The following is a 23,835-nucleotide window of genomic DNA, read 5'->3' on the forward strand; positions in this document are numbered from 1 at the left end:
TTTTGTTGCGCTGCATGTGCAGCATGGTATGACCAATCGACCCAGAAAAGGACGTGATTCATGGCCCATGACGGACAGGATATGACCCAGATGACAGCATCCGCGATTTTGCCCGACCTACTGACACTGACCCGCGCCGCCGTTCCGGCTGTAGAGGCGGTGTTTGACCGCGCGCGCAAATCAGTGCGCGAAATGGTAAGCGCCGAGGGCCGGGTATCCGGAGCGTTGATCGAAGCCAACCAGACCGCCTCCCATGGCCTTGCATGGCTGGCCACCTACAACCAGTCTCTGCAACAGATGCAACGCTGGGCCGAAGCGCTGGAGGCCGACGGCAAGTTCGGCGAGATCGAACAGTTGCTGCACCAGATCGCCTTTGGCGAATACCTACATCAGGTCGCTGGCGGCATCCCCATGAATCAGGGCGAAGTTATCCGCCTGCAAGACATGGGTCTGGGATGGGACGCGCTGTCTGGTTTCCAAATTCCTGAAGTCCAGAGCCTGATGGCGCAGGCAAACTCGCAAGCCGCTCGTAGTCGCCTTGTCGAATTGATGGAGGATCAGGCTGGTGCCACAATGTTTGGCGCCTCAGGCCTGGATGAAGAACTGGAAATGATCCGCGACCAGTTTCGACGCTACGCCGTCGAAAAGGTCGAGCCGCACGCCCATGAATGGCACTTGAAAGACGAACTGATCCCGATGGAAATCATCGAGGAATTGGCCGAGATGGGCGTCTTTGGGCTGACCATCCCCGAGGAATTCGGCGGGTTCGGCCTGTCCAAAGCCTCGATGTGCGTGGTGTCCGAGGAACTGTCTCGTGGATATATCGGCGTGGGTTCTCTAGGCACGCGGTCCGAGATCGCGGCCGAGCTGATCATCGCTGGCGGCACGGATGAGCAGAAAGCCAACTGGCTGCCGAAACTGGCCAGCGCCGAAATCCTACCTACCGCCGTCTTCACCGAGCCCAACACCGGGTCCGACCTTGGCAGCCTGCGCACCCGCGCGGTCAAGAACGCCGATGGCGATTATGAAATCACCGGCAACAAAACCTGGATCACCCATGCGGCCCGGACCCATGTTATGACCCTGCTGGCCCGCACCAACCCCGACAGCACCAACCACCGTGGTCTGTCGATGTTCCTGGCCGAGAAAACGCCCGGAACAGATGAAGACCCTTTCCCAACCCCCGGCATGACCGGCGGCGAGATCGAGGTTCTGGGCTATCGCGGCATGAAGGAATACGAACTGGGCTTTGACGGCTTCAAGGTCAAGGGCGAAAACCTGCTGGGTGGCGAAGAAGGCAAAGGCTTTAAACAGCTGATGGAGACCTTCGAATCCGCCCGTATCCAGACCGCCGCCCGTGCCATTGGCGTGGCTCAGTCAGCGCTGGATATCGCCATGCAATACGCACAAGATCGTAAGCAGTTCGGCAAATCCCTGATCAACTTCCCGCGCGTCTCTGGCAAGCTTGCGATGATGGCGGTTGAGATCATGATCGCGCGCCAGCTGACCTATTTCAGCGCGTGGGAGAAAGACCACGGCCAGCGCTGTGATCTTGAGGCGGGCATGGCCAAGCTGCTGGGCGCGCGAGTCGCTTGGGCTGCTGCGGATAACGGGCTGCAAATCCACGGCGGCAACGGCTTTGCGCTGGAATACAAGATCAGCCGCGTCCTATGTGACGCGCGGATTCTAAACATTTTTGAAGGAGCTGCCGAAATTCAGGCGCAGGTTATTGCAAGACGTCTGCTGAGCTGAAACGGCATTCCTGTTTCCCCAACTTGACCCGGCGCACGCGCCGGGTCTTTTTTCTGCCATCGGTCCTCGACCGCCGACCGAAAATAGCCCCCTGTACCTGCCCCTGGAATGCCGTTAATCAACGACGACACTCAGCAGGGTTTTCATCGTTATGATCCGACATTTTCTGGCCCTTTTCCTGACCTTCGCGGCGGTGGCACTGGCAGCGTGCGCAACGCAGCCTCCGACCGCCAGCCAGAACGAAATAGACGAGCTAGCCAGCGCGATCCGCAGCCTGAGCCCCACCGTGGACCCAACCGAAGCTCAAACAGCTGCAACCATCTCCTATACGTATTCTCAATACCTGGCGCGCGAATGGAATGTCAGTGACTCGGCGATCATCCATAACGCCAAAGTCATAAACGGCCTGCGAGAAAAGGGGTTGTGTAACGATTGGGCAGAAGCCATGACAGCTCGTCTGCGGCAGGAAAACTTCGAAACGTTGGACTTGCACTGGGCGACGTCTCCTCCAACTGCGTTTCGCATCATCCACCATTCTGCCCTGATCAGCGCCAAGGGGGCGTCCATGTACGAGGGGCTGATCCTTGATCCATGGCGCAATAGCGGTGCGCTAACCTGGGCCCCCACGCGCGAGGATACCCGGTACAACTGGCGCCCCCGCAGCGAGGTCAGGGCCGAGTTGATCAGTGGCGAGAACCCCTATTGAACCCAGCTTCCCACGGCGGCAACAGCGAGATAGAAAACTCTCATGGTACGATTGATCCTGACATTTCCTCTGCTGGCTCTGTTTCAATGCGGCACGGATGAAACTGTCGCCAGCTATGGTGCAGCGGATCAAATCTGGACCTTAAAGGAAATCGACAGCCAACCCTTTGCCGCGAGCGCGCAGTTGCAGTTCCATGGGGATGGCAAGATCAGCGGTCACGCGCCCTGCAACAGCTATAACGGCACCTTGAACGCCCCCTACCCGTGGTTCGAAATCCAGGGCCTGAGCGCAACACGTGCGGCTTGCGCGGGACTGGAAGCTGAAGGGATGTATTTTGCCGCTCTGCTGGCGATGACCCAATCTGAGGTCTCCGGCAATGTGCTGATCCTGCGCAACGAAGACGGGCATGAGATGGTGTTCACAGCCGCCGAGTGAAGCGCTCGACAAACCGGGTTCGCGCTTCGGGCACTGGCTTATGCCCTAGCGCCGGGGCCAAATGGTTCTCAAGGAAATAGCCTGTCGTGAGCAGCCCCTGCGCGATCTCCTCATCCGGCGCGGATCCCTCGCCCCGTAAACAAGGTGGAAGCGGCAATAGCCGATCCGCCCATTCGCCTGCACCTTGGGCACTGACCGCGCGCCCGGTTTTGGGCGAGACATAGACCAGCCCCTCGGTCGATCCGGTCACAGCGCAACTAGACAAATCCAGCCCAAATCCAAGCTCTTCTAGCAACGCCAATTCCCAGAGCAGATAAGCCAAAGGCCAGACCTCATCCTGCCCCAGCAAATCCATCAACTGTTCCGAATGTTTGTAAATCGCCGGATGCGGCTCACGTTCAGGCAGGCAAAAGGACAGCAAGGCGACCACCGAATTCAACCCGGCCAGCGCCAGACGCCCTGAAAACGCCGCGGCCGCGCGAGATCGGAGCGGCTCGACCTGAAACGTCCCGATATGTTCTTCAAGCCGCGCCCGCCACAACACATCCAATTGCGCGCCTGGTTGCAGGATTGGCGCGATCTTGCGACTGGTCCCACCTCGCACAACGCCCGCATGCCGACCATGGGCTTGGGTAAATACCTCAATGATCGCCGCCGTCTCACCATGTCGGCGAGTGGTCAAGAGTATGCCGTGATCGCGCCAGTCCACTGTTTTGCTACCAGGCAGCAACGCAGATTGAGAAAAATCGAAAAAGGCTGAGCCCGTCGTACATTTATTATCCAAAACGTTTGTTAAAGATACTCACCATTATTCTAGTTTCGACGCGCCACCAACGATCTTGGATCAAGCTGTTTTCCCACGGTACAGACACGGTTCCGCCGCTTGCTAGAGCAATTGTACTCCACCGCTGCAATCGGCTCGACTCGCAGTCTGTCTGACTGCTTACCGTATCGAGAAGCTAAAATAGCTCGGGCTGAATCTACAGCCTGTACCATTGTCTGCGTTCTGGCGGGAATGACATACACCACCCCCCGCTTCGCCACAAACGCGTATGTCCCCCCGTTCGGCAGCACTTTGGAGTTACCTCCTCTTTGACCTTCAAACAACGCGAATTGACCACCAGAATGAACAGGAACACTATCCAACATAGCGCCAGGAACACCGCTTTTCTTTTTCCGCGATATCCACTCTGCATTTATGTTGAAGCCAAATGGGCCCATGACGTAACCGCCGTTATCCCCCCTGCACTTTTTTGTAGTCCCCTTCTTAACAGGACAAAACACGCCACCGGCAAATGGCATTTGACCCGTTCCGAAGTGCAATATCATCAGATGCACGTCGTTTGCGCTCAACTGCTTCTGAGGCCTACTGTCACTTGCGCCCCCCAAGGGTTGTTGAGCAATCGCTATCGAAGGTAATTGCAATGCGACAATCAAATAAAGGCCTAAACCCCAAAAGCAGGTCTTCAGGAAGTTCAAATCGATCTCCTTTTTTTAGAGAAACTGCGTCAATACCAATAGATTTTTTTATCGCAGCGGCATCGCACACACCTAAGAAAATAGGATGCCGAGCCTGAGTGAAGAAGAAATCACTCATTCGGGGTCAGCACCAATCAACCAAGAAATTGTTGCTTTCCAAACACAAAAACGGCTTGGCTCCGTGGGCCTATAGCAACCCCTCTTCCCCCAGCAGATGACGCCCTTGCCGATCCTCGACCTCGATTACCCAAAGGTCAGGATCAAAACTACGTTGTTTCGCGATGGCAGCATCGACATCCCTTTCGGACCCCGAGGTTAGCTCGACCCATTTCCGCTCACCGCTCAACAGATCGAAGCTGCGGTGAAAAGCTGTGGCCTGCCCGTCCAGCGTGTTCAGCTTGATCAGGACGGCCCCTGCGGTATCATCGCCATGTGCGACGACAAAAGCGGGTATTTCCTGAAACCGCAATCGGGCCAGATAGGCGTGAACCCAAAACTCTGCGGTCAGACGGGCCATGTGCGCCATCCATCGACAAGCGCCGAGAATTTTCGTCGAACATTCTTAGCCCGTGTCATGCGTTGCCGTCTTTGAAATCCAGACCCATTTCCGAATACCGCTCGGATTCCTCCAGCCAGTTAGGCCGGACTTTCACTTGCAGAAACAGATGGATTTTGCGGTCGAGAAACTCTTCCAGTTCAGCGCGGGCAGCCTGACTGACGGCTTTAATCGTCTCGCCCCGCTTGCCCAGCACTATGCCCTTGTGACCGTCGCGCATGACGTAGATGACCTGATCAATCTTGGCCGAGCCGTCTTTGCGCTCTTCCCAATTCTCAGTCTCGACGGTCAGTTGGTATGGCAGTTCCTGATGCAGGCGCAGGGTTAGCTTTTCACGCGTCATCTCGGCTGCGATCATGCGCAGCGGCAGATCAGCAATCTGGTCTTCGGGGTAGAGCCATGGGCCTTCGGGCAGTTCGCGTGCCAGCCATTGGCGCAGGTCGTCGACACCGTGACCTTTTTCTGCGGAAATCATAAAAGTCTCGGAAAAAGAATAGCGTGCGTTCAGGTCGCTCGTCAGCGCCAGCAGTTTTTCCGAAGGCACTTTGTCTATCTTGTTGATCGCAAGCGCGACGGTACGGCTTTGACCAATTTCCTCGAGCCCTTCGAGGATACGTTCAACGCCTTCTGTGATACCGCGATGGGCCTCGATCATCAGAACGACGACATCCGCATCAGCTGCCCCGCCCCAGGCTGCGGCGACCATGGCGCGGTCAAGACGGCGGCGGGGTTTGAACAGGCCAGGCGTATCGACAAAAACCAACTGTGCGTCGCCTTCCATCGCCACGCCCCGGATGCGGGCGCGGGTTGTTTGTACCTTATGCGTCACGATCGAGACCTTGGCCCCGACCATGCGGTTCAGAAGGGTGGATTTGCCCGCGTTGGGCTCTCCGATCAGGGCGATAAATCCGGCACGTGTGGTCATGTGTATTGCGATCCTGTTTGCAAGTGCGCACCCCTATAGCAGAAAGCACCGGCGGGCCAGAGGGTTTTGTCAGGGTGAGCGTGTGTGGATCATCGCGCCTGTGTGCTTCGAATTGGCTGCGCCAATTCGACCGGGAGGGGGCCAGCCCCCTCGCCCGGATTTTATCCGGGTTCACCCCCGGGATATTTTTGGCCAGATGAAGGGGATCCGGGCAGAAACGAGTGGGACTATTTAGGTAGGCTGTCCAGCAAGGCCTTGGCCGCTGCTTGTTCCGCTTGGCGTTTGGAACCTGCGGTTGCCTGCGCTTCGGCGCCGTCTTGCAGACGGGCCGCGATGGTGAAGATCGGGGCGTGATCGGGGCCGCTGCGTTTGATTTCAACGTAAGAGGGCGGCTTTTGGCCGCGTGCTTGCGCCCATTCCTGAAGTGATGTTTTTGCGTCGCGCGCGTCGGCCTCGACCTTGTGGATCCGGTCGCCCCAGAGGCGCAGGATCACGTCGCGGGCGGCCTCGAACCCGGCATCGCGGTATATGGCGGCGATCACCGCCTCCATCGCGTCGCCCAATAGGGCTTGTTTGCGGCGGCCACCAGACAGCATTTCTGACCGACCCAGTTTCAGCACCGCACCCAAATCGATCTGGCGAGCGACATCGGCGCAGGCCTCTTTTCGCACAAGCGCGTTGAAACGGGGGGCTAATTGCCCCTCTGACGCCTTCTTGTCGGCTTCCAGCAGGGCTGTTGCCATAACCAAACCCAACACGCGGTCGCCCAGAAATTCGAGCCTCTGGTTATCGGGGCGCGTCGGCGAGGACACCGAGCCATGGGTCAAAGCGCGCAGCAGCAATTCAGGGTCGGAAAATTGGTACCCCAAACGTTGCTGAAACGCTTTTATCTCGGCCGAAAGTTTCAATTCACCGCCTTGAAGAACCGATCCCCGCGCCAGGTCCAGAAGAAGAGCATCGACCGGCCAGCGGACGAGAACATGATCCGGTCGGCCCGACCGATCAAGTCCTGATAAGGGACAAATCCCACTCCGCCCGCGGATTGCGGCAGGCGGCTGTCGCTGGAGTTGTCACGGTTGTCGCCCATGAAGAAATAGTGGCCTTCAGGCACAGTGTAGATTCCGGTATTGTCCGACCCTTGGTTGCCGATATTCAGCACGTCATACGAGACTCCATTGGGCAGAGTTTCGATCATCCGCGATTTTTCGCAGCGACCGCCAAACCCGACCGGGCCATTTTCACAGCGCGGGCGCAACCCTTGCGAACCCTGAGGCTCGGCCAGTTCGGTGAACACACCATCGGGTTGTTGCGGAACCGGCGTTCCGTTTAGAATGATCTGACCCCCGCGGATCTGAATTCGGTCACCCGGCAAGCCGATCAGACGTTTGATGTAGTCGCGACCATTGACCGGGTGACGGAACACAATCACATCGCCGCGCTCGGGTTCACCGCCCCAGATACGCGTGTCTTCATCGCCCGGTAGCCAGCCGCAGATATCCTCGGCATCAATGTTGAGGCCAAAGCGGGGAATGATCAGGCTGGGACAGGAGGCGTAGGAATAGCCATACGCCATCTTGTTGACGAACAGAAAATCCCCGATCAGCAGGGTCTGTTTCATCGACCCCGATGGGATCCAGAAAGGTTGAAAGAACAGTGTGCGGAATACGCCTGCGATCAGCAAAGCGTAGACGATGGTTTTGATCGTCTCCCATACGGGATTTCCGGTTTTGACGTCCTCGGCCATACTGCTCTCCGGTCCTTGGTTTGTTGGGGTGCTACATGCGGGGCGCAGCGGGGTTAGTCAAGGCTGGCCGCTGCGTTCGTGATGGCGCGCGCTTCAATCACCACAAAAGCCTGCGCCCAAGGGTGGTCGTCGGTCAGAGTGACATGGATGATCGCCTCATGGCCTTCGGGGGTCATCTCGCGCAGGCGCTCGGCGGCCCAGCCGGTGACATGCATGACCGGCTGGCCGGTGTTCAGGTTGGTGACGGCCATGTCCTTCCACGCGATGCCCATACGCAGACCGGTACCCAACGCCTTGGAGCACGCCTCTTTTGCGGCCCAGCGCTTGGCATATGTGCCAGCCGTGTCATGGCGACGTTCGGCCTTGCGCTGTTCGGTGGCGGTGAAAACGCGGTTGCGGAACCGGTCGCCGAACCGGTCGAGCGTGCCCTGAATACGCTCGATATTCGCGAGGTCTGTGCCGATGCCGAGGATCATCCGTTTCGCTCCATGTTCTTTAAAAACATCGAGTAGCCTCTTTTGACACCCAGAATGAATGCATATCGGCACAAAATAATAGAGATAGTACCCACGATAGCCACTTGAACAACAAAACCCGTCAGATCGCCTTCATTCCCCGAGATTTCCGGAAAACCGAGATCTAGAACAGCGACAAGAACAATTCCGGCTATGGTTAACAGCCCGGTAAAGACCATGTTTCCAGCAAGCACCCAACTCTTCCAAGACGGCCCACATCGGTTGCCGCGTATGCCTTTACGCGCCCCATAGAAAAGTGATGCCAGAACAAGTGCCAATCCCATGGAAAAAGGGAACGAAGGTTCGGTCAAATCGAAAGTGCGTTTGATCAGATAGAGTGCGGACAACACCGAAAATACGAGCGCAGAATAGGTAATGTAATCAAGTTTCACCCTACCTTTTGCTACGGTTTTCGCCCGACACTGTTTCAAGCCCGCGCCTCATCCATCAAGCGGCGCATCTCGGCAATGGCGGGGGTGAGGCCGCGGAAGATGGCCTCTCCGATCAGGAAGTGGCCGATATTCAGCTCGCGCACCTCGGGGAAGGCGGCGATGGGTTGCACCGTGTCATAGGTCAGGCCGTGGCCCGCATGGACCTCTAGGCCCAGGGAATGCGCAAAGGTGGACATTTGGCGCAGGCTGTCCAGCTCGCGGGTGGCTATGTCTGTGTGGCCCTCGGAGACGGCGTCGCAATAAGCACCGGTGTGCAGCTCGATCACCTCAGCACCGATACGGTGCGCGGCTTCGATCTGGCGCTGGTCGGCGGCGATGAAAATGGACACACGGCAGCCCACGTCGCGCAGGGGAGCGATGAAATGGGCCAGCTTGTTTTCCTCGCGCGCGACTTCCAAACCGCCCTCGGTCGTCCGTTCCTCGCGCTTTTCGGGAACGATGCACACCGCATGCGGTTTGTGCCGCAGGGCGATCTGCTGCATCTCGGGCGTCGCAGCCATTTCAAAGTTCAGGGGCACCGACAGAACCTCCATCAGCCCGTCGATATCGGCGTCCGAGATATGGCGGCGATCTTCGCGCAGATGGGCCGTAATGCCATCAGCCCCGGCCTCTTCCGCCAGCTTGGCGGCGCGCAGAGGGTCAGGGTACGCCCCACCGCGCGCGTTGCGCACGGTTGCTACGTGGTCGATATTCACGCCCAGACGCAGGATATTGTCAGACATCGTTTGATTCCTTTGCCGAATTCTGGCCCGAGCCTAGTGGTTTTGGAACCGAAACGGCAGGCTTGGATTCAGCCAACCGCCGGATTTCGTCGAACTTGGCTTTGATCTTGGCCCGGCGGCGCTGCTGATAGGTTCGGATCAACGGCAGGCTCAGGTAGTGACACACAGCCCCGGCGACAAGACCGGGCAGAATCCCCCCAACCAGATAGGGAAAAAACACCTCATCATAAAAGATCCTTAGCCCGTACCAGTCGGCCATGCGGTCGGTGAAGATCGCCAGAAAATTGTTCTTCAGATCGCCGAGCGCACCAGCGAATTTGCCCATCAGACCGTGGGTGTCGCCTTCTTCGAATTTGGTACCCAGAATGAAGTGGCCGGTTTGCAGGCTGACAACGCCGATCGGGACATATGTCAACGGATTACCAAAGAATGTCCCACTCAGCGCAGCCAGAATATTGCCGTTGATCAACCGCGCCAGAAGCGCAGCAACCACAAAGTGCAGGCTATAAAAGGGCGTGAAGGCAGCAAACACCCCTGCCCCGATCCCACGTGCGATACGTTCCGGGGAATCGGGCAACCGGCGTACACGGTGTTTGACATAGTGAAAGGCTCGGGTCCATCCGCCGCGGGGGTAGACGAATTCAGATGCGATCTGGACAGGCGAGCGTCGATCTCGGCGCTTGAATACCACTCCTGATCACCCCTTCTCAGCCAGCCGCCACGGCGGTCTTGGACCTGTCCCTGAACCGTTCCACCGCCGCTACGTCGCTTTCGGCTTCAAGCATCAGCATCAGCGAATGCAGCTGTTCGAGATCACGCAGTTCGACACTGATCAACAATCGGTAAAAATCCGGTTTGCGATCAACGAATTCCAAGTTTGAGATATTGGCCTTTTTCTCGCCAATCAATGTGCAAATACGCCCCAGTACGCCCGCATCATTCCCGATGGTCAACTCCAGCGTTGCACCGTAGACCGCCGGATGGGTTCCGGTATGCCAATGCAGGTCAACCCACCGCTCGGGCTCGCCCTCGAACTCGGTCAGACGATTACAGTCGATGGCGTGAACCACCACGCCTTTGCCGCGATAGGTAATGCCGACGATGCGTTCACCAGGTAGAGGCTGACAGCACGGCGCGCGGTCAAATTTCTGCCCCGGCTCAAGCCCGATTACGGCACGGCGCAACGGGATGGCGTCGCCTTCATCCTGCGTCAGTTCCGGGTAAACGGCGCTGACCACATCATGGGCGGTCAGTTCGGCGCTGCCTAGCCGGGCCAACAGTTCGTCTCGATCCTTCAGGCGCAAGTGTTTAGCGGCCGTCTCCAGCGCCTTGTCTGTGGCCTTGCGCCCCACATGTTCGAAGCCCGAGCGCGCCAGTTCTTTGCCCAGTTTGATAAAGCGCTCGCGATCCACCTCTCGCAAAGCGCGCCGGATGGCGGTGCGGGCCTTGCCGGTGACAGCAATCTCAAGCCAAGTGACCTGCGGGGTCTGACCGTCCGCGGTGATGACATCAACCGATTGGCCGTTCTTGATCCGGGTCCATAGCGGAACCCTGATACCATCTACCTTGGCGCCAACGCAGGCATGACCGATCCGTGTGTGGATCGCATAAGCGAAATCTATTGGTGTCGCCCCACGCGGCAGTTTCACCACATCGCCCTTGGGTGTGAAGCAGAACACCTGGTCCGAATACATCTCAAGCTTAACTGCTTCGAGGAAATCCTCGTGGTCATCCTCACTATCGAACTGCTCGGTCAGGTTCGCGATCCACTTGGCTGGATCGACTGCAAACGGGTTTTCCGACCGCACCCCATCCCGATAAGACCAATGCGCCGCCACACCCGTCTCAGCCACGTCGTGCATCTGACGGGTACGGATTTGCACCTCGACGCGCTTACCGTCGCGCCCCGACACTGTGGTGTGAATCGAGCGGTAGCCGTTGGATTTTGGCTGGCTGATATAGTCCTTGAACCGCCCCGGCACCGCACGCCAGCGTTGGTGGATTGCGCCCAACGTCCGGTAACAATCTTCTTCCGTCTGGGTGATGATGCGGAACCCGTATATGTCGGACAGGCGCGAGAACCCCTGATCCTTTTCCTGCATCTTGCGCCAGATCGAATAGGGTTTCTTTGCGCGGCCAAAGACCTCGGCTTCGATCCCGGCTTTTTCCAGCTCGAACCGCATGTCGCCCGTGATCCGGTGGATCACATCGCCGGTTTCACGTTGCAGAGTGATGAACCGCCGGATGATCGACTGGCGGCCTTCGGGATTCAGCACGCGGAAAGCCAGGTCCTCCAGCTCTTCGCGCATCCATTGCATCCCCATCCGGCCGGCAAGCGGCGCGTAGATATCCATTGTCTCGCGCGCCTTGACGATCTGCTTTTCCGGGCGCATCGCCTTGATCGTGCGCATATTGTGCAGACGGTCGGCCAGCTTGACCAGAATGACCCGCAAATCCTTGGACATGGCCATGAACAGTTTACGGAAATTCTCGGCCTGTTTGGTTTCGCGGCTGGACAGCTGCAAGTTGGTCAGCTTGGTGACCCCATCGACCAGCTTGGCCACTTCATCGCCAAACAGCTCGGACACCTTGCTGTAATTGGCTTTGGTGTCCTCGATCGTGTCATGCAGCAGCGCGGTAATGATCGTGGCATCATCCAGACGCTGTTCGGTCAGGATGGCGGCAACGGCAACGGGATGAGTGAAATAGGGCTCGCCCGAGTGGCGAAACTGACCTTCGTGCATCTGTTTCCCAAACTCATAAGCTCGGGTTATGCGGTCAGCATTTGTCTTGGGGTTGTAGTTGCGGACCAGCGCAATCAGGTCTTCAGCAGAAATCATCCGGTCCGCACCTTCGTCTTTGGGGATTACCCCTGGCCTTGAGCCTCCATCAGAGCGCGCAGCAGCTTCTCTTCGGACATGTCGTCATCGGCGGGCTTGTCGGATTCCGCACCCATCAGCAGAGCCATCTGATCCTCTTCAGGCTCGTCAACCTCGATCTGGGTCTGGTTGGCCTCGATCAGGCGCTCGCGCAGCTCATCAGCGCTTTGGGTTTCATCGGCGATTTCGCGCAGCGACACGACCGGGTTCTTGTCGTTGTCGCGGTCCACGGTGATCGCGGCACCGGCTGAAATCTCACGCGCACGATGGGCGGCAAGCATCACCAGCTCAAACCGGTTTTGTACCTTGTCTACGCAATCTTCTACCGTCACGCGGGCCATGGGGCGCTCTCCGTTTCTGAATCCATGTCAGGAAGAGGTTTATCTAAGGGCGAATCCCCGCCTTGACAAGCAAGAAATGCTGCAAATGCACCCTTCACAAAGGGGTGACAGAGGCAATTTCATCGGCAGGTAGCTGCGCCAGCATTTCCCGAACGCTCTGACCCAAGACTGGATGCTCCCAATCCGGGGCGATATCGGCCATCGGAACCAGCACAAATGCGCGATCCTGAAGCCGCGGATGCGGCAGAATCAACTGGTCCGGTGCGCGTTGCATCTGGTCATCTTGCGGCAGTGTCCTCCAGCGTTCGTACTCCGTCCGGTCGGGCAATACGCCGTCACCAAAACACACCAGATCCAAATCCAGCGTCCGCATCCCCCAGCGCTGAATCCGCTCGCGCCCGAATTCCTTCTCCACCTCATGCAGCAGATGCAGCAATTCGGACGGCGTCTTTTCTGTCTCAATCAAAGCTGCGGCATTAACATAGTCTGGCCCCGCGCCGGCTGGGAAACACGGTGTCTCAAAAAAGCGGCTGACCGCGCGAATCACCACCCCCTGACGCTTTAGTGCGTCAAGAGCCTTCTCAAGTGTCACCTTGGGCCCATCACCTCTCAAATTGAGATTTGCACCCAGTGCGATCACCGATTCTGACGTAATCTTGCGCATTCTACTCCCTATATTCGGTGAATTGCATACTTGCGATACACATTAAAAACACTAATTATAGGCGTATCAGCGCGCCGCCTATTTCCTAAGCTCACTCACGTAACACCCGGCGTTCTGGTAGATACCGGAAGGACCTATTTATGTTTTATAAAGACGAACGGCTAGCGCTGTTCATCGACGGCTCGAATCTTTATGCGGCCGCAAAAGCACTGGGGTTTGACATCGACTACAAATTGCTGCGCCAAGAATTCATGCGTCGCGGCAAGATGCTTCGTGCTTTCTACTACACAGCGCTACTGGAAAATGACGAGTATTCCCCGATCCGACCCCTGGTGGACTGGCTGCATTACAACGGCTTCACCATGGTGACGAAACCCGCCAAGGAATACACCGACAGCATGGGGCGTCGGAAAGTCAAAGGGAACATGGATATCGAACTGACCGTCGATGCCATGGAACTGGCACCGCGCGTTGATCATATCGTGCTGTTTTCGGGCGATGGGGATTTCCGCCCGCTGATTGCCAGCCTGCAACGTCAGGGCGTGCGCGTTTCGGTCGTCTCGACCATCCGCAGCCAGCCGCCGATGATCTCGGACGAGCTCCGCCGCCAAGCCGACAACTTCATCGAGCTGGAGGATTTGCGCGACGTAATCGGCCGCCCTCCGCGTGACGTCCCGATGGAGCCGCGCAGCGTCGCGGCAAGTGGGCAGTAACACCGCCCCCGTCAGTTAGGCTTAAAAATCGACGCGGTCGGGGCAAATGCCCTGACCGCGTTGCTTAAACTAGGAACAGGTGCTGAAACATCTGATTGCTAACACTGATTCATGTCAGTTGAATGACACAGTCCTGTCTGGACCATGGCGAGGAAAAGACCTACCTGTGGCCGTAAGGAGTATGTGACATGAACAAGCCCCCGCTGACCTTGTATCTTGCCGCCCCGCGCGGGTTTTGCGCCGGTGTGGACCGGGCGATCAAAATCGTCGAGATGGCCCTGCAAAAATGGGGCGCGCCGGTTTATGTGCGCCACGAGATCGTGCACAACAAGTTCGTGGTCGACGGTTTACGCGAAAAAGGCGCGGTGTTTGTCGAGGAACTGGACGAATGCCCCGATGATCGCCCGGTGATTTTCTCGGCCCATGGCGTGCCAAAATCCGTCCCGGCCACAGCCGCACAGCGCGAAATGATCTATGTCGACGCCACCTGCCCTCTGGTCTCCAAGGTCCATGTCGAGGCGCAGCGCCATGCTGAGGCCGGGTTGCAGATGATCATGATCGGCCACAAGGGCCATCCCGAAACCGTCGGCACGATGGGGCAACTGCCCGAGGGCGAAGTTCTGCTAGTCGAAACGGTCGAGGATGTGGCCACCGTTCAGGTACGCAACCCCGAAAAGTTGGCCTTTGTCACTCAGACCACCCTGTCAGTCGATGACACCAAGGATATCATTACTGCGCTTGAGGCACGGTTTCCCGCCATCGTCGGCCCGCATAAAGAAGATATCTGCTACGCCACCACTAACCGGCAAGAGGCCGTCAAAGCCGTCGCCCCCAGATCCGACGCCCTGTTGGTTGTGGGCGCGCCGAACTCGTCAAACTCGCGTCGTTTGGTCGAGGTCGCCGCACGTGCTGGGTGCGACTATGCCCAACTGGTGCAACGGTCCACCGATATCGACTGGCGGGCGCTGAAAGGGATTTCCTCGGTTGCCATCACCGCCGGGGCTTCGGCCCCAGAAGTTCTGGTCAACGAGGTGATCGACGCATTTCGCGACCATTACGACGTGACGGTCGAGATGGTCGAAACCGCTGTTGAGAACGTCGAGTTCAAAGTCCCGCGCGTGCTGCGCGAACCGGCATGAGCGGCATACCAAGAGCCCCGTTATTTCTGGGGCTGGCCGGGCTGATCCCCTTTGTCTGGGGCGCACTGACCTACCTGAATGACGATCTGCACGCTTGGGGTACTCAGGCGCTTGGGGCTCGTTTTGTGGGACCTTATGTGCAGTTGTTCTACGGCTCTGTCATCCTCAGCTTTATGTCCGGCGTGCTGTGGGGTTTTTCGACCAAGACATCTGGTAGCAAGGCGGCGACCTGCTATCTGCTCTCGGTTCTGCCCGCACTTTGGGCCTTTGCGAAAACGGGCGGCGGGCCGGTCGCTGCAGGCACCAACCTGATGTGGGGTTTTGCCGGGTTGCTTTTGCTGGACGCTGTGTTCTCATACTGGCGATTGACGCCGGTCTGGTGGATGCGTCTGCGCATGATGCTGACGGCCGTTGTTCTGGCCTGCTTAGCCGTTGGAGTGTACCTGTGACCGACAAGAGAACGATTGACGCCTACACTGCCCGCGTGGCCGAATATCTGAGCATCCCCCTGCCCCCCGAACAGATCGAAGCCCGCATGGCCTTTGCCGAAGCGGTTGCGGAAGGCGGTTATGTGCTGGATCTCGGTTCCGGCCCCGGATCGGACAGCGCCTTTCTACAACGCGAAGGGCTGCGTGTCCGTGCCCTTGATGCCACGCCCGCCTTTGTCGAACATGCGCAGCAGAACGGGATTGACGCGCGTCTGGGCACGTTTGACGACGTGACGGAAGAGGCTGAATATGACGGCATTTATGCCAGCTTTTCCCTGCTGCACGCCCCGCGCGCGGATTTTGCGCGGCATCTGTCCGCCATCCACAAAGCGCTGAAACCCGAGGGTGTTTTTTTTCTGGGCCTGAAACTGGGCACGGGTGAACATCGCGACGATCTGGATCGCTACTACACCTATTTTTCACAAACTGAAATCGAGGAGGCTATGACAAAGTCCGGGTTCACCATCGACCGGATCACGACGGGCGTGGGTGCCGGCCTTGCGGGTTCATATGACGGTTTCATTCTGGTGCTGGCCCATGCCTGAGCTGTTCGCCTATACGGACGGCGCATGTTCCGGCAATCCGGGCCCCGGCGGCTGGGGGGTTCTGCTGCGCGCGATGGATGGCGACAATGTCCTGAAAGAACGGGAACTCAGCGGCGGCGAGGCCGAAACCACAAACAACCGGATGGAACTGCTGGCTGCGATCAGCGCGCTAGAAACATTGGAGCGGGCCTCGAAGATCACCGTTGTGACTGACAGCGCCTACGTGAAAAACGGCGTCACGGGGTGGATTTTCGGGTGGAAGCGGAACGGTTGGAAGACCTCGAACAAGAAGCCTGTTAAGAATGTAGATTTGTGGCAGCGGCTGGATGAGGCACAAACCCGCCATGACGTGACCTGGGAATGGGTCAAAGGTCACGCGGGCCATCCTGAAAACGAAAAAGCCGACGAGTTGGCACGGACGGGCATGGCCCCGTTCAAGCCCAAGAAAGCAAGGGCCTAGACGGCGCGCCAAAAGGAATACACCTGCCATGAAACCACAGTTCTGCTTTGCAGTCAGTTTCGCCCTTATGGCCGGGTGTACCCCATCCTACGACGCCCTGCGGTTTGAGGCACAGAGCGACCGGATTGTCGCCTCGGGCACTATCGACCACACGTCCTTGCATGCCTTTCAGGAGGTCACCCGCAGCAATCCGCAGGCTAAAACCCTTGTCCTGCAATATATTGAAGGCTCCGTGGACGATGACGCAAATGTCGTCTTCTCGCGTGTCGTGCGGGAACTGGGGTTTGACACGATTGTTCCGTCGGACGGCATGGTGGCGTCGGGCGGCACGGACCTGTTTCTGGCAGGCAACCGCCGCGTTCTGGAACCTGATGCCTGCGTTGGCGTGCACAGTTGGGGCGGCTGGAACATCGTGGCCACCGAAATCCCCAAAGACGACCCAGAGCATGACCGGTACCTGGACTACTATGCCGATATCGGTGTTGACCCGGCCTTCTACTGGTACACGCTTAACGCAGCCTCAGCCGAGGACATGCACTGGATGAGCGCGACCGAAGTTGAACGGTTCGCCCTCACGACCCGTAATGTGCCGCAACTTGGATCATCCGCAACCTGCGACGCGCGATGACCTCAGCGTGACAGCAACCTGGCTCCGATCTCTTTGACGAATTTCGCAGCCACCATGGCCGTCATCCCATACGGGTCACGATGAGGATTCAATTCGACGATGTCAGCGCCGACCAACTGCCCCTTGAAACGGTGGATCAGGTTGATCACCTCGCGGGTGCTTAACCCACCGGGTTCATGATGCGACACGCCAGGCGCAAAGGCAGGGTCCAACGCATCCAGATCCAGCGAGAGGTAAACAGGGCCATCAAAGCTGATTTCAAGATCGGGGCGCCAGCTTTGCATGTCGATCACTTCGACTCCGAACTTGTCGGCCTGTTCCTGCTGGTGCTTGTTCATGGTACGGATGCCAACCTGCACCAGACGGTTGATTGCGCAGGTTTCCATTACCCGCGCGAAAGGGCAGCCATGGCCCAGCGGACCGACCTGCTGACTGTCATACAAGTCTGGATGCGAGTCGATATGAAGGATGTTCAACCCCTCATACCGTTCCGAATGCGCCTTGATCAGCGGATAGGCAACCGAATGGTCCCCTCCCAGAGATAACAGTCGCGCACCGCTTGAAATCCGCGCAGCAGCACTGGCTTCGATCCGGTCGATAGGTTCCTGCCCGATCATCTCGAACACATCCAGGTCGCCTGTATCCTTGAAGCGGTCGGTCGCGCCGAGATCTGTGCCATCCTCTGCGGTCAGGTTAGCGGCTCCGGAATGCAGAGCCTCGCGAATACGACCAGGGGCAAAGGCGGGCCCTTGCAGAAACGAGGAATGAAGATCCAGAGGCACCCCCATAAGTGCGACGTCACCTGGGTTCAGATCCTGTGGCATGGAACACCTTTCAGATAAAATCTGCGGCGATCTGGCCGAATTGATTCCGAAAGGTCAAGAGGTCAACGGCGCAGGTATGTCTGCCAGATCCAGATCACCAACAACGCACCCAAAACCGCACCGACAAAGCCCGACAGCCAGCCCGCTACGGCGATCAATGCACGTAGAAGGAACCCGCCGACCAGCGCGCCAACGATGCCGATCAACATGGTTGTGGGAATATCGGCCTCGATCCGCATCAGTCGTGTCGCCAGAAACCCGGCGGCGGCTCCGATGATGACAAGGGCGATGACGGGCACGTTATTTCCTCCAATGAGTGGGCACGATGATCAGCGCCCCGATGGATGACAGGACCGCGTCCAGTCCGGGCGGGCCGAAGCTGATGCCAAACATGATGCGCACAAAGTAGAACAGGAACGCGCCGCCCACGCAAATGATGATCGAGGGCAGGTATCCATTGTGGGTAAATCCGGTTTTTTCAGCCAGATACCCCACGATCCCGGCAATCACGACGGTGCCCATCAATATCATGAACATCTGGTTTACTCCGAACTGAGCCGCGTTCCGGTCGAAACAGGCCACCCCCGCAAAAAGGTTTCAACATCCTGCGCCCCTTTCCCTGCCCGTTGCAGCCGCAAAAGGTCAACCGCGCCGTCGCCACAGGCCACGCGGAGTGTGTCATTCAGAACCTCTCCCGGAGCGCCCTGCCCAGCGGCCAGCCGAGAGGACAAAAGCTTGACCCGCTCGCCTTCGATCTCGGTCCAGGCGCCGGGGAACGGGGACAGGCCCCGGATTTGCCGATCAACCTCGGCGGCAGGACGCGCCCAGTCGACGCGCGCCTCGGATTTGTCGATCTTCGCAGCATAGGTCACGCCATCTTCAGGCTGAATCTCAGGGGTCAGGTTCGGCAGCTCCTCCAACGCTTCAACCACCATAGCAGCGCCCATTTCTGACAATCGATCATGAAGCTGCGCTGTGGTTTCCAGCGGCCCAATATCCGTAGCCCGACGCAACAAGACCGGGCCGGTATCCAGCCCGGCCTCCATCTGCATGATGCAGATACCCGTCTGAGCGTCGCCCGCCATGATCGCACGCTGAAGCGGAGCAGCCCCGCGCCAGCGCGGTAACAGGCTGGCGTGAATGTTCAAACAGCCATGTTTAGGCGCGTCCAAAATGGGCTGCGGCAACAGCAGGCCATAGGCGACAACGACTGCGACGTCTGCGTTCAAAGCCGCAAACGCCGCTTGTTCGTCGGGCGATTTCAGCGAGACCGGATGACGAACGTCGAACCCCAATACCTTGGCCCGTGCGTGAACCGGGGTGGGACGGTCCTTTTTGCCACGCCCTGCTGGGCGGGGCGGCTGGCAATAGACGGCGGCGATCTCATGTCCGGCGGCAACCAGAGCATCCAACACCGGTACCGAGAAGTCGGGCGTTCCCATGAAGATGATACGCATGAGGGGCCTCCGGAGGTTGGGGATGCTGGGCTGAAGCCCGATTACACGAGTTTCTTGGCTTTGCGCAGCAGCATGTCACGTTTGACTTTACTGAGCCGGTCGAAATACATCCGACCGTTCAGGTGGTCGATCTGATGTTGTACGCTGGTGGCTTCGATCCCCACAAAGTCACGACGATCAATCATGCCCTGTTCGTTCAAGAACTTCACCGTTACCGCACGCGGACGTTTCACCTTGGCCGAGACGCCGGGCAGGTTCGGGCTGGCCTCATCATGTTCACGTAGCTCAATCGAACTGTGCAGGATTTCGGGGTTCGCCAGACGAACGGCCCTGCCCCGCTCGGTCGAGCCATCCACCACGGCCAGCCGCAACATCACCCCGATCTGAGGCGCGGCGAGGCCGACGCCGGGCATCGCCTCCATCGTGTCGATCATGTCATTCCAGATGGCGCGAATTTCATCGGTGACCTCTGCCACGTCTTCCGCCTTGGTGCGCAGACGTTTGTCAGGCCAAGGCAGACAAGCGCGGACCGTCATGCGCGGGCCATTTCACGTTTCAACTTTTGCATTTTGCGCGTGATCATCTGGCGTTTCAGCGGTTTGAGATAGTCGATGAACAACTTACCGTTCAGATGGTCGAGCTCATGTTGCACACAGGTGGCCCAAAGGCCGTCGAAGGTTTCCAGCTGCGCGTTGCCGTCGCGGTCGATCCAGGCCACATCCACGACTTTGGGACGGGTGACCTCGGCATATTGCTCGGGGATCGACAGGCAACCTTCCTCGTACACATTCGTTTCGTCGGACGACGCGATGATCTCGGGGTTGAACATGATCAAGGGGCGCGGGGCCTCGCCCTCTTCCTTGACGCAATCCAGCACGATCAACCGATCCAGCACTCCGATCTGCGGCGCGGCCAACCCGACGCCGGGCGCGTCATACATCGTCTCCAGCATGTCGTCGGCCAGCTTGCGCAGCTCATCCGTCAGATCGGCCACGGGGGCACAGACCTTTTTCAGGCGGGGGTCGGGATGGATCAGAATAGTGCGTTTCATGAAGTTGATTTAGGCCATCGTGCGATCCGCCGCAACGCCCCCCTTGCACCTGCCGCGATTGTAACTAGCTTTCGTCGCGACAGATGGAGATGACATGACGTTCAACGACCTCACCGACCGCCGGGGCACCAACAGTTCAAAATGGGACAAGATGGAGCGCCTCTATGGCATTTCGCCAGATGACGGGCTGGCCATGTGGACTGCGGATTCTGATTATCGCACAGCGCCTTGCGTGATTGATGCCGTGCAACAGGCCGTCGATCACGGTGTGTTCGGCTATTCCTGGATGCATCCGGACTATCTGGCTTCGGTCCAGTGGTGGATGGTAAATCGCCACGGGTGGGAGATTGACACAGATTGGGTCCTGACGTCGCAGGGGTTGGGCAACGCGATCGCCCTGTGTCTGGATGTCTGGTCTCAGCCGGGCGACGGGATTGTGATCTTCTCCCCTGTTTACCATGAGTTCGCGCACAAAGTGAACAAATCCGGCCGCCGCGTGGTCGAATGCCCATTGGTGCGTGATGGTGAAAGCTATGCCGTTGACCTCGAGGATGCGCAATCGCGACTGGACGGGTCGGAAAAGATGCTGCTGTGGTGCTCACCGCAGAACCCCTCGGGCCGGGTCTGGACACCGGACGAGCTGCGCGCGGTCGCGGCGTTTGCCGAACGGAACGGGCTGATCCTGGTGTCGGATGAGATCCATCATGATCTGGTCTATCCCGGCAGCACCTTTGTGCCGATGGATGTTGCAGCACCTGATGCGCGCCCTTGGACGGTGACCCTGACGGCGGCTTCCAAGACCTTCAACATCGCCGGTCAACGCACCGGGAATATGATCATTCCCGATACTAAGCTGCGCGCGGACATGCGCCACCGCATTCAGGCGCTGGACTATGACCCCAGCGCGCTAGGTGTGGCGATGATCACCGCCGCCTACACGCCCGAGGGCGCCGCATGGGTCGACCAGCAGGTCGCGCATCTGGACGGAAACCGCAAACTGTTCGACGCGACGATTGCTGAAATCCCCGGCCTTTGGTCAATGCCGTTGCAATCCACTTATCTGGCCTGGGTCGATTTTTCGGGCACAGGCATGGACCATGCCGAGTTCACCCGACGTCTGCGAGAAGATGCCAAAATCGCCACCTCACCCGGCCCCGGCTTCGGAGCAGGCGGAGAAACCTTCGAGCGTTTCAACCTTGCTACTCAGCGCAGCCGTGTCGAGGACGCATGCGCCCGGCTGAAGCGTGCTTTTGCAGATTTGCAGTGATCGGAAGGCCCGGCGGTCTGTCCGTCGGGCATCCCGTTAGTCCTTATGGCCTAGCAGCGCGATGGGCGCATCCGGCGCACGGTAGAAATCCAAAGGAGCCTTATCCGAGGCGGCAGTGCTACGCTTGAACTCATACCGCATCTCACCCGCCTCATCTTCGTCAGCGATGATCAGGCATTGGTACAGATGGTTCGCACCGTCATAGATATCGACCAACCCGCGCAATTTCGGCGTCGTTGCGGCCTCAACCGTGAAGCCGTCTTTCCACAATCTCAGAATTTTATATGTATTGTCGCCGATTTCGACACGAAGGCGGCTGGTCTTTTTCAACCCCGCGATTCGCGCCGCATCCAATTCGGCGCTTATTTCCTTAGAAACATAGGTCGTCATAACAATTTTCCCCCGCAGTACATACTATTGTGAGCAACTCTTCGTAAAAATCCAATGAAGCTGAGAACCTGAAACAAACCGATTTCAATCTGTTGCGCGGAAATCCCGGATCGACCTGTGCAATGACGCAGGCAAGATGCGCGCGCCCTCGCATGGAACCGACCCGAGCGACACCCTATGTTTGCCGAAATCGGATTTCGGAGGGACAAAGATGGGCCTGTTGGTCGATGGCAAATGGCACGACACTTGGTATGACACCAAATCCACCGGCGGCGCGTTCAAACGCAGCGCTGCGCAGTTCCGCAACTGGCTGACGGCCGATGGCAGCGCGGGCCCCTCGGGCAAGGGCGGGTTTAAGGCGGAAGCTGGACGCTATCACCTCTATGTCAGCCACGCCTGCCCCTGGGCACATCGCACCCTGATCTTCCGGGAACTCAAGGGGCTAAGCAATCTGATCTCTGTCTCGGTCGTGCATCCGGATATGCTGGACAAGGGCTGGAACTTTCAGCCAGACGACAAAGGCGCAACCGGGGATGATCTGTACGGGCTGGACTATGCCCATCAAATCTATACCAAGGCGGACCCGTCCTATTCCGGCCGTGTCACAGTGCCGATCCTTTGGGACAAGGAACAGGAAACGATCGTCTCGAACGAAAGTTCAGAGATCATCCGTATGTTCAATTCGGCCTTTGATGGCATCACGGGCAATAACGACGATTACTGGCCCGAGACGATGCGCGATGACATCGAAGCGGTCAACGCCCGGATCTATTCCGACGTGAACAATGGCGTCTACAAATCCGGCTTCGCCACCAGCCAGGCCGCCTATGACAGCGCTGTTGGGCCGCTATTCGATACGCTGGATTGGCTCGAAGATCGCCTGTCCCAAAACCGCTATCTGATGGGGGATCGCATCACCGAGGCCGATTGGCGCTTGTTCACGACCCTGATCCGGTTCGATCCGGTTTATCACCTGCATTTCAAATGCAACCGGCGGCGACTGATCGACTATCCGAACCTGTGGGCCTACACGCGCGAGCTGTATCAATGGCCGGGCGTCGCGCCCACTGTGAACATGGAGCACATCGTGCGCCACTACCACTACAGCCATGAAAGCATCAATCCGCACCGCATCATCCCGACCAATCCAGTGCTGGATTACGCAGAACCGCATGGGCGCGGTCAGCGATCCGCCGCGTAGTGTTCGACCATCGCCGCCAGATCCTCTGGCGGCGTTCCGCTTTGCACATAGGCGCACGCATTGGGGCTGTGGGCAAAGATGGACCCGTCCGAGAAAAAGGTGGTGTTCGTGACGAAAATCACCCGCGCCTCAGGGCGGCGATAGCTGGCGAAATCGGCCACGGCCAGCGCGCTGCCTGCCTCCAGCACCAAATCCAGCACGATAATGTCAAACGCGACCCCATAAAGCGCGAGGATCGCGGCCTCTTGCCCGGCGACAAGCGTGACCTCAGCGCCTTGACGTTCAAGGTGCCGCTTCCAGACCCGACCTAGGTCGGGATTACTCTCAACAATCAAAACATTCATAAGTAACAACCTCGGCACATGAAGTGGTGAACGGTGCCGACCCCTGAGTTTGTGATCACGCCAATTCCTTAACAAAGGGTTAACGCTGTTTTCCGGTTGCCGCCGAAGCACGGATTCGCTTGTGTAAATGGCGAAAATCCGCTTGAAACGGGCCGAAA

32 protein-coding genes are annotated in these 23,835 nt (G+C 58.2%); 11 read left to right on the plus strand and 21 right to left on the minus strand.

Going from position 1 to position 23,835, the window contains the following annotated elements; translation table 11 throughout:
- Nucleotides 1–60: 60 nt before the first annotated feature.
- The 3 genes from ACR0C5_RS17575 to ACR0C5_RS17585 all read left to right on the plus strand — a co-directional run bounded on the left by ACR0C5_RS17575 (nt 61) and on the right by ACR0C5_RS17585 (nt 2,893).
- Nucleotides 61–1,752 (plus strand): acyl-CoA dehydrogenase family protein, encoded by a 1,692-nt coding sequence (locus ACR0C5_RS17575; RefSeq protein ID WP_480878096.1) that lies wholly within the window; start codon nt 61–63, stop codon nt 1,750–1,752.
- A 151-nt stretch (nt 1,753–1,903) separates the two neighbouring features.
- Nucleotides 1,904–2,458, plus strand: coding sequence for a hypothetical protein (locus tag ACR0C5_RS17580; RefSeq protein ID WP_480878098.1), 555 nt, complete (start codon nt 1,904–1,906; stop codon nt 2,456–2,458).
- A 42-nt stretch (nt 2,459–2,500) separates the two neighbouring features.
- On the plus strand, nt 2,501–2,893 hold the full coding sequence (locus ACR0C5_RS17585) for an META domain-containing protein (RefSeq protein WP_480878100.1): 393 nt from the start codon (nt 2,501–2,503) through the stop codon (nt 2,891–2,893).
- On the opposite strand, the gene recO is transcribed toward ACR0C5_RS17585, so the two are convergent.
- From recO to folK, 13 genes are all read right to left on the minus strand, one after another.
- Nucleotides 2,877–3,602, minus strand: coding sequence for a DNA repair protein RecO (recO, locus tag ACR0C5_RS17590; RefSeq protein ID WP_170791610.1), 726 nt, complete (start codon nt 3,600–3,602; stop codon nt 2,877–2,879). The two genes, ACR0C5_RS17585 and recO, sit on opposite strands and share 17 nt — an antisense overlap.
- Nucleotides 3,603–4,265: 663 nt before the next feature.
- Complete coding sequence (locus tag ACR0C5_RS17595; protein ID WP_480878103.1) at nt 4,266–4,490, minus strand: hypothetical protein; 225 nt, start codon at nt 4,488–4,490, stop codon at nt 4,266–4,268.
- A gap of 69 nt (nt 4,491–4,559) precedes the next feature.
- Nucleotides 4,560–4,889 carry a DUF1491 family protein gene (locus ACR0C5_RS17600; protein WP_170775332.1) on the minus strand — a complete coding sequence of 110 codons (330 nt, stop codon included), beginning with the start codon at nt 4,887–4,889 and terminating at the stop codon, nt 4,560–4,562.
- Between the two features lie 55 nt (nt 4,890–4,944).
- Entirely contained in the window at nt 4,945–5,853 is a 909-nt protein-coding gene (era, locus tag ACR0C5_RS17605) for a GTPase Era (protein ID WP_170775330.1), read from the minus strand.
- A 227-nt stretch (nt 5,854–6,080) separates the two neighbouring features.
- The gene (gene rnc, locus ACR0C5_RS17610; protein ID WP_170775328.1) at nt 6,081–6,761 is read right to left on the minus strand and encodes a ribonuclease III; all 681 of its coding nucleotides are present in this window, start codon (nt 6,759–6,761) and stop codon (nt 6,081–6,083) included.
- Nucleotides 6,758–7,597 carry a signal peptidase I gene (gene lepB / locus ACR0C5_RS17615; protein WP_170791612.1) on the minus strand — a complete coding sequence of 280 codons (840 nt, stop codon included), beginning with the start codon at nt 7,595–7,597 and terminating at the stop codon, nt 6,758–6,760. Before lepB ends, rnc begins: the two co-directional genes overlap by 4 nt.
- A 53-nt stretch (nt 7,598–7,650) precedes the next feature.
- Nucleotides 7,651–8,073 carry a holo-ACP synthase gene (acpS, locus tag ACR0C5_RS17620; protein ID WP_480878106.1) on the minus strand — a complete coding sequence of 141 codons (423 nt, stop codon included), beginning with the start codon at nt 8,071–8,073 and terminating at the stop codon, nt 7,651–7,653.
- Nucleotides 8,070–8,504: a hypothetical protein gene (locus ACR0C5_RS17625; RefSeq protein ID WP_480878108.1), complete on the minus strand. Its 435-nt coding sequence runs from the start codon at nt 8,502–8,504 to the stop codon at nt 8,070–8,072. The genes acpS and ACR0C5_RS17625 overlap by 4 nt, the downstream gene beginning before the upstream one ends.
- A 35-nt stretch (nt 8,505–8,539) precedes the next feature.
- The gene (locus tag ACR0C5_RS17630; RefSeq protein ID WP_480505736.1) at nt 8,540–9,286 is read right to left on the minus strand and encodes a pyridoxine 5'-phosphate synthase; all 747 of its coding nucleotides are present in this window, start codon (nt 9,284–9,286) and stop codon (nt 8,540–8,542) included.
- Nucleotides 9,279–9,977 (minus strand): DUF2062 domain-containing protein, encoded by a 699-nt coding sequence (locus ACR0C5_RS17635; protein WP_170775320.1) that lies wholly within the window; start codon nt 9,975–9,977, stop codon nt 9,279–9,281. The genes ACR0C5_RS17630 and ACR0C5_RS17635 overlap by 8 nt, the downstream gene beginning before the upstream one ends.
- A gap of 16 nt (nt 9,978–9,993) precedes the next feature.
- Nucleotides 9,994–12,126 carry a RelA/SpoT family protein gene (locus ACR0C5_RS17640; protein WP_170775318.1) on the minus strand — a complete coding sequence of 711 codons (2,133 nt, stop codon included), beginning with the start codon at nt 12,124–12,126 and terminating at the stop codon, nt 9,994–9,996.
- A gap of 26 nt (nt 12,127–12,152) precedes the next feature.
- Nucleotides 12,153–12,506 (minus strand): DNA-directed RNA polymerase subunit omega, encoded by a 354-nt coding sequence (rpoZ, locus tag ACR0C5_RS17645; RefSeq protein WP_170356736.1) that lies wholly within the window; start codon nt 12,504–12,506, stop codon nt 12,153–12,155.
- 94 nt (nt 12,507–12,600) lie between these two features.
- Nucleotides 12,601–13,170, minus strand: a complete 570-nt coding sequence (gene folK / locus ACR0C5_RS17650) for a 2-amino-4-hydroxy-6-hydroxymethyldihydropteridine diphosphokinase (RefSeq protein WP_480878111.1) — start codon at nt 13,168–13,170, stop codon at nt 12,601–12,603.
- Nucleotides 13,171–13,310: 140 nt separating this feature from the next.
- Here folK and ACR0C5_RS17655 point away from each other — a divergent pair, with 140 nt between their 5' ends.
- The 6 genes from ACR0C5_RS17655 (at nt 13,311) to ACR0C5_RS17680 (ending at nt 17,143) form a co-directional block, all read left to right on the plus strand.
- A complete protein-coding gene (locus ACR0C5_RS17655) occupies nt 13,311–13,883 on the plus strand; it encodes a LabA-like NYN domain-containing protein (RefSeq protein ID WP_170775314.1) in 573 nt (190 codons plus the stop codon).
- A 188-nt stretch (nt 13,884–14,071) separates the two neighbouring features.
- On the plus strand, nt 14,072–15,022 hold the full coding sequence (gene ispH / locus ACR0C5_RS17660; RefSeq protein WP_480878113.1) for a 4-hydroxy-3-methylbut-2-enyl diphosphate reductase: 951 nt from the start codon (nt 14,072–14,074) through the stop codon (nt 15,020–15,022).
- Nucleotides 15,019–15,471 carry a DUF3429 domain-containing protein gene (locus ACR0C5_RS17665; protein WP_170787294.1) on the plus strand — a complete coding sequence of 151 codons (453 nt, stop codon included), beginning with the start codon at nt 15,019–15,021 and terminating at the stop codon, nt 15,469–15,471. Before ispH ends, ACR0C5_RS17665 begins: the two co-directional genes overlap by 4 nt.
- Complete coding sequence (locus ACR0C5_RS17670) at nt 15,468–16,055, plus strand: class I SAM-dependent methyltransferase (RefSeq protein ID WP_331252145.1); 588 nt, start codon at nt 15,468–15,470, stop codon at nt 16,053–16,055. The genes ACR0C5_RS17665 and ACR0C5_RS17670 overlap by 4 nt, the downstream gene beginning before the upstream one ends.
- Nucleotides 16,048–16,515, plus strand: a complete 468-nt coding sequence (gene rnhA / locus ACR0C5_RS17675; protein ID WP_480860714.1) for a ribonuclease HI — start codon at nt 16,048–16,050, stop codon at nt 16,513–16,515. The genes ACR0C5_RS17670 and rnhA overlap by 8 nt, the downstream gene beginning before the upstream one ends.
- 28 nt (nt 16,516–16,543) lie before the next feature.
- Nucleotides 16,544–17,143, plus strand: a complete 600-nt coding sequence (locus ACR0C5_RS17680) for a COG3904 family protein (RefSeq protein WP_480878116.1) — start codon at nt 16,544–16,546, stop codon at nt 17,141–17,143.
- Nucleotides 17,144–17,145: 2 nt separating this feature from the next.
- Here the strand turns inward: ACR0C5_RS17680 and speB are convergent, their stop codons facing one another.
- The 6 genes from speB to def (ACR0C5_RS17710) form a co-directional block, all read right to left on the minus strand.
- Nucleotides 17,146–17,967, minus strand: coding sequence for an agmatinase (gene speB, locus ACR0C5_RS17685; RefSeq protein WP_480878118.1), 822 nt, complete (start codon nt 17,965–17,967; stop codon nt 17,146–17,148).
- A gap of 62 nt (nt 17,968–18,029) precedes the next feature.
- Entirely contained in the window at nt 18,030–18,266 is a 237-nt protein-coding gene (locus ACR0C5_RS17690; protein ID WP_170791620.1) for a GlsB/YeaQ/YmgE family stress response membrane protein, read from the minus strand.
- A 1-nt stretch (nt 18,267) separates the two neighbouring features.
- On the minus strand, nt 18,268–18,504 hold the full coding sequence (locus tag ACR0C5_RS17695; protein ID WP_170775300.1) for a hypothetical protein: 237 nt from the start codon (nt 18,502–18,504) through the stop codon (nt 18,268–18,270).
- 5 nt (nt 18,505–18,509) lie between these two features.
- The gene (gene fmt / locus ACR0C5_RS17700; protein WP_480878120.1) at nt 18,510–19,424 is read right to left on the minus strand and encodes a methionyl-tRNA formyltransferase; all 915 of its coding nucleotides are present in this window, start codon (nt 19,422–19,424) and stop codon (nt 18,510–18,512) included.
- Nucleotides 19,425–19,465: 41 nt separating this feature from the next.
- Nucleotides 19,466–19,960: a peptide deformylase gene (gene def / locus ACR0C5_RS17705; RefSeq protein WP_170791623.1), complete on the minus strand. Its 495-nt coding sequence runs from the start codon at nt 19,958–19,960 to the stop codon at nt 19,466–19,468.
- Nucleotides 19,957–20,475 carry a peptide deformylase gene (def, locus tag ACR0C5_RS17710; protein WP_480878122.1) on the minus strand — a complete coding sequence of 173 codons (519 nt, stop codon included), beginning with the start codon at nt 20,473–20,475 and terminating at the stop codon, nt 19,957–19,959. The genes def (ACR0C5_RS17705) and def (ACR0C5_RS17710) overlap by 4 nt, the downstream gene beginning before the upstream one ends.
- Before the next feature lie 94 nt (nt 20,476–20,569).
- Between def (ACR0C5_RS17710) and ACR0C5_RS17715 the strand changes: the two genes are divergently transcribed.
- Complete coding sequence (locus ACR0C5_RS17715) at nt 20,570–21,742, plus strand: MalY/PatB family protein (RefSeq protein WP_170775292.1); 1,173 nt, start codon at nt 20,570–20,572, stop codon at nt 21,740–21,742.
- A gap of 36 nt (nt 21,743–21,778) precedes the next feature.
- On the opposite strand, the gene ACR0C5_RS17720 is transcribed toward ACR0C5_RS17715, so the two are convergent.
- The gene (locus ACR0C5_RS17720) at nt 21,779–22,132 is read right to left on the minus strand and encodes a hypothetical protein (RefSeq protein WP_170775290.1); all 354 of its coding nucleotides are present in this window, start codon (nt 22,130–22,132) and stop codon (nt 21,779–21,781) included.
- Nucleotides 22,133–22,343: 211 nt separating this feature from the next.
- Between ACR0C5_RS17720 and ACR0C5_RS17725 the strand changes: the two genes are divergently transcribed.
- Nucleotides 22,344–23,333, plus strand: coding sequence for a glutathione S-transferase family protein (locus ACR0C5_RS17725; protein ID WP_480860726.1), 990 nt, complete (start codon nt 22,344–22,346; stop codon nt 23,331–23,333).
- On the opposite strand, the gene ACR0C5_RS17730 is transcribed toward ACR0C5_RS17725, so the two are convergent.
- Nucleotides 23,315–23,677 (minus strand): response regulator transcription factor, encoded by a 363-nt coding sequence (locus ACR0C5_RS17730; RefSeq protein WP_480860727.1) that lies wholly within the window; start codon nt 23,675–23,677, stop codon nt 23,315–23,317. The genes ACR0C5_RS17725 and ACR0C5_RS17730 overlap by 19 nt on opposite strands.
- Nucleotides 23,678–23,835 lie beyond the last annotated feature (158 nt).

Source organism: Ruegeria sp. N8 (assembly GCF_056531325.1).